This is a genomic window from Acinetobacter sp. GWC1_38_13, from assembly GCF_001767535.1.
GTDB lineage: Bacteria > Pseudomonadota > Gammaproteobacteria > Pseudomonadales > Moraxellaceae > Acinetobacter > Acinetobacter junii.
On record NZ_MELG01000131.1, the window covers coordinates 1 to 2904 of the forward strand.

At 41.2% G+C, this 2904-nt stretch carries 3 protein-coding genes and 4 tRNA genes; all 7 read right to left on the reverse strand.

Going from position 1 to position 2904, the window contains the following annotated elements; translation table 11 throughout:
- Nucleotides 1-106: GTP-binding protein (locus A2003_RS14235; protein ID WP_017396788.1), on the reverse strand; the 106-nt coding region annotated here is incomplete at its 3' end.
- A gap of 165 nt (nt 107-271) precedes the next feature.
- Nucleotides 272-346 (reverse strand) — tRNA-Thr (locus A2003_RS14240).
- A gap of 11 nt (nt 347-357) precedes the next feature.
- Nucleotides 358-433 (reverse strand) — tRNA-Gly (locus A2003_RS14245).
- 34 nt (nt 434-467) lie between these two features.
- Nucleotides 468-551 (reverse strand) — tRNA-Tyr (locus A2003_RS14250).
- 53 nt (nt 552-604) lie between these two features.
- A tRNA-Thr gene (locus tag A2003_RS14255) sits at nt 605-680 on the reverse strand.
- A gap of 98 nt (nt 681-778) precedes the next feature.
- Nucleotides 779-2272 (reverse strand): anthranilate synthase component I, encoded by a 1494-nt coding sequence (gene trpE / locus A2003_RS14260; RefSeq protein WP_130576388.1) that lies wholly within the window; start codon nt 2270-2272, stop codon nt 779-781.
- A gap of 82 nt (nt 2273-2354) precedes the next feature.
- Nucleotides 2355-2904: HAD-IA family hydrolase (locus tag A2003_RS14265; protein WP_286687534.1), on the reverse strand; the 550-nt coding region annotated here is incomplete at its 5' end.

Sequence of the window (2904 nt, forward strand, 5' to 3'; positions counted from 1 at the left end):
AAATTGTTGCAATCGCAGCAGTTAAAGTTGTTTTACCATGGTCAACGTGACCAATTGTACCCACGTTTACGTGTGGTTTATTACGTTCAAACTTAGCCTTAGCCATTTGATTTTCCTCGTTTACGTCGACACCAGTTTAGAGAAAAACAACCCTGAAAAACTTTCTTTATCGACATTTGCCTAAAAAACTAGACACCTAATACTTGAAAAGCAGACTATAATAGCCTGCTTCTTTTTAAATCTTTGTAGAAATTCTACCAAGTTGTATATCTGGAGCTCTTATCGAGATTTGAACTCGAGACCTCTCCCTTACCAAGGGAGTGCTCTACCACTGAGCTATAAGAGCGATCTCTTCGATGGAGCGGGAGACGAGGATCGAACTCGCGACATGCAGCTTGGAAGGCTGCCACTCTACCAACTGAGTTACTCCCGCGCGTTGGTACTTAACCACTTCAATCGAAGCTAGATGGTGGTGAGAGAAGGATTCGAACCTTCGAAGCTTTCGCAACAGAGTTACAGTCTGCCCCCTTTGGCCGCTCGGGAATCTCACCATATCACACTTACACAGTGCTGTTCTTCACTCTAACACTCTACTACATTAAGATGGTGCCGGCACACGGATTCGAACTGTGGACCTACTGATTACAAGTCAGTTGCTCTACCAACTGAGCTATGCCGGCGTTTCTTAGTGTTTCGTACGTTTCGTATCGGAACGGTGTGCAGTTTAGCAAAACTCTCAGGCTATGCAAGCAGTTTTTTTATAAAAACTGCGAAAAACTCATAAAATCAAACCATTTGATGATAATTCAACCGCTTTGATCACTGCGCGAGCTTTTATTTGGGTTTCATTCCATTCTGATTCTGGATTTGAGTCTGCAACAAGCCCTGCTCCAGCTTGCACATATACTTTTTTATCACGAATCACACAGGTACGAATCGCGATCGACATATCCATTTCACCATGCCAACCCAAATATCCAACAGCACCACCAAATACACCACGCTTAACTGGTTCTACTTCATCAATGATTTCCATTGCACGAATTTTAGGTGCACCTGAAAGTGTGCCCGCAGGGAATGTCGCTTTAAATACATCAAGCGCATCGACATCATCTCGAACCTCACCCTGTACATTTGACACGATATGCATCACATGTGAGTAGCGCTCAATCACCATACGATCAGTGACTTGAACCTTACCAATCTTTGAAACCCGACCAACATCATTTCGTCCAAGATCAATCAGCATTAAATGTTCTGCAATTTCTTTTTCATCAGCCAATAAATCTTGCTCTAAAGCCAAATCTTCTTCTTTAGTTTTTCCACGTGGTCGAGTGCCTGCTAAAGGACGTACTGTTGCGATACCATTCTCCAAACGAGACAAAATCTCAGGAGATGAACCAACAATATGAAAAGGCTTCTGATCTGTCAGTGTTTGTCCTTGTACCAAGAATAAATAAGGTGAAGGGTTTAAATGACGGAGTGCACGATAAACCTGTAATGCTTCACCATCAAAATCAGAAACCATACGCTGACCAGGTACCACCTGCATCACATCACCAGCACGAATGTACTCTTTTACCTTCTCAACGGTTGCAAGGAACTTCTCTTTACCTGTAATAGATTCAAAATGAGGAGCAGAATGCGGCTTTGCTTGCAGACTTACAGGTGTTGCAAGTAATTGTTCAAGTTGATCTAATTTTTGTTGTGCCTGTTGATAGGAATTTTCTTGACTCACATCAGCATGATGAATCAAAAACAACGTATCTTTCAAATTATCAAAAACAATAACTGTTTTAGATAGCATTAACCATAAATCGGGTAAAGACACAGGATCAGCCGTGGGAACGTTTTTAAGTTTAGGTTCAATATAACGCACTGCATCATAACCAAGATAACCAACTAAACCGCCAGTAAAGCTTGGTAAATCAGGCAACTCATTTTGAGTCGGCACTTTAAATTGTTTTTGAAAATCACGTATATATTGGAATGGATCACTACATTCTTGTTGAATAACAGAACCATCCAACTGTTGAATAGTCAAGATTCCTGCATTGCAAGAAAAAACTGTCGACTCTCCCAACCCAATCATGGAATAACGCGCCCAGTTCTCCCCACCTTCAACAGACTCAAACAAATATGCTTGTTTGTGTTCTTTGAAGCGCGCAAAAACAGAAAGCGGAGTTTCGGTATCCGCTAAACGTTGACGGTATACAGGAATAGTGTTGTAGCCTAATGATTTTAACTGTTCGAATTGTACTAAGGTAGTCATGAATATTCTCTATGGTTTCGATTTAATCTGCGTTTAGTTTTAATGCTGCTTTAATCCCGCCATCGAAAAACCATACTCATTTTCATGCCCTTCTCCTCACCTGATCTTCATCTACCAATTCTACCAAACTATCTATCACTTGTTGTGGTTGGCAGTCATAGATACTTTCTCCATGATTATAGCCATAGCTGACCACAATACAATCTATACCTGCACGTCTTGCCGCTTCAACATCATTACTTGAATCGCCAATCATCAAGGTTTCAGAAGCCAGAGCATTTTGCTGCTGCATACAATGTAACAATGGCAATGGATGTGGTTTGCGCTCAGCCAAGCTGTCACCTCCAATTACCATTTTAAAATAAGCACTCAATCCCAAAACATCGAGAATACCTCGAGCCAAGTGTTCAGGCTTATTGGTTACACATGCCATCGTTATTTGATGTGTTTGACAATACTGTAAAAATTCCAACACCCCTGCATATACTTTCGTGTCGACACATAACTCCTGTGCATAGATTTCAACAAATGTATCAAGTAAATGATTGAGTTGCTCTGGATGAACATCTCCAAATAAATGATCAAGCACCGTTTCACACAACTTTGCAGCGCCTTTTCCAACCCAAGCTCGA